The organism is Mesorhizobium sp. M2A.F.Ca.ET.037.01.1.1 (assembly GCF_003998075.1).
Taxonomy (GTDB): Bacteria; Pseudomonadota; Alphaproteobacteria; order Rhizobiales; family Rhizobiaceae; genus Mesorhizobium.
The window spans coordinates 1-1,465 of sequence record NZ_RZSA01001310.1; the positions used below are offsets into that span (position 1 = coordinate 1).

The following is a 1,465-nucleotide window of genomic DNA, read 5'->3' on the forward strand; positions in this document are numbered from 1 at the left end:
GCGTAGGTGCGGTCGATATATTGCTTCTGCACCACGGCATCCGGCGTCACGCTGCGGAAGGTCGAGACGAAGCTCCCGAGCGTCGCCCGCACCACCCGGGGGTCGGCATATTCGATCTGCTGCGGGAAACCGGCCGTCACCGCCGTGCCGAGGCGATCCACCTCGACGATGTAGGGAACGAGCTTCACCTGCGTGCTCTGAAAGAGCGCGTAGCTGAAGCCGACCACGGCCATCAGCATGCCGGTGATGCCGACGAGACGCCACGAGGCCGCAGCATTCACATAGGAGCCGTAGCGCTCGTTCCATTCCTGGCGTGCGGCGATGTAGGGGTTTTCGGGTGGTGTGCTGGCGGCCATGCTAAAACGCGTCTTCGCTTACTTGTCTTCGATCAGTGGCGCTGGAGCTGGCGACCGCGTCTTCTGCCGCGTCTGGTCGAGCTTGGCATTGGCGAGACCCAGCAGTGATCCGGCATAGGCGCCGGGTGCGGCGATCGCTTTCTCCTTCGCGGCCGACCCGGCTGCCCAGCCTGCATTGCCGATGCCGGACGCCATGCCGCGCAGCGCCGCTCCGGCCATCGAGGCGCCGCCGGCTCTGGCGCTCCGCGCGGCCGAGGCGCCGGATACTGCCGCACTCGCGCCGAGAAAGGCGCCGCCGGCGGCAAAGGTCGCGGTCTGGCCGCCGTGCCGGATGGCCTCCATGCCGCCGGAGATCGAGACGCCCTGCACGACGCCCTGGACGATCGGCGGCACATACATCGAGATGATGAAGACCACGACCGAGATGCCGCCGATCGCCAAGGTCGTCACGAACTGGTCCGATCCAGCGGGCATATTCACGAGACCGAGCAGGACTTCGGAGCCGATCCTTGCGATCATGACCAGCGCCATCAGTTTCATGCCGACCGAGAAGGCGTAGACGAGATAGCGGACCGCGAAATCCTTGGTGAAGGACGAGCCGCCGAGGCCGAGCATGATCATGCCGGCGAGCAGGCCGACATACATCTCGACCATCACCGCGACGAAAATCGCCGCCACCAGGCTGAACGAGATCACCACGATCACCATGGCGAAGACGGCGGCGATTGCCAAAGCATTGTCCTCGAACAGTCCGAACTGCACCTTCTCAGACATCACTGAGGCGACCTGCAGGCCGGCATTGAAGATATTGGCCGGCGAGGCGGTGCCGCCACCGGCGCCGATCTCGAACAGGCTGTTGACGACCGCCTTGGCGAAGTCCGGTCCCTGCTCGAGCACGAAGACGAAAAAGCCGACGAACATGATCCTGCGGACGAGCTCGGCAAACCATGTATCGAGCGACGCGGCCTGGATCGCCAGCCAGACGGCAGCGATGCCGATCTCGATACCCGCAAGGATCCAGAACAGCGAGCGCGCCGCCTGCATTACGGTGGTTTCCCAGCCTTGCGCTGCCGTCGCCACCTGGCTCTGTAGCGTGGTCAGCAACTGGC

General features: G+C 64.8%; 2 protein-coding genes. Both read right to left on the bottom strand.

Annotated elements, in window-relative coordinates; genetic code table 11:
• Positions 1 to 356, bottom strand: a 356-nt coding sequence (locus tag EOA27_RS36240) for a VirB8/TrbF family protein (protein ID WP_245491319.1), incomplete at its 3' end; no start/stop codon positions are given.
• Between the two features lie 18 nt (positions 357 to 374).
• Positions 375 to 1,465: P-type conjugative transfer protein TrbL (gene trbL / locus EOA27_RS36245; protein ID WP_127258701.1), on the bottom strand; the 1,091-nt coding region annotated here is incomplete at its 5' end.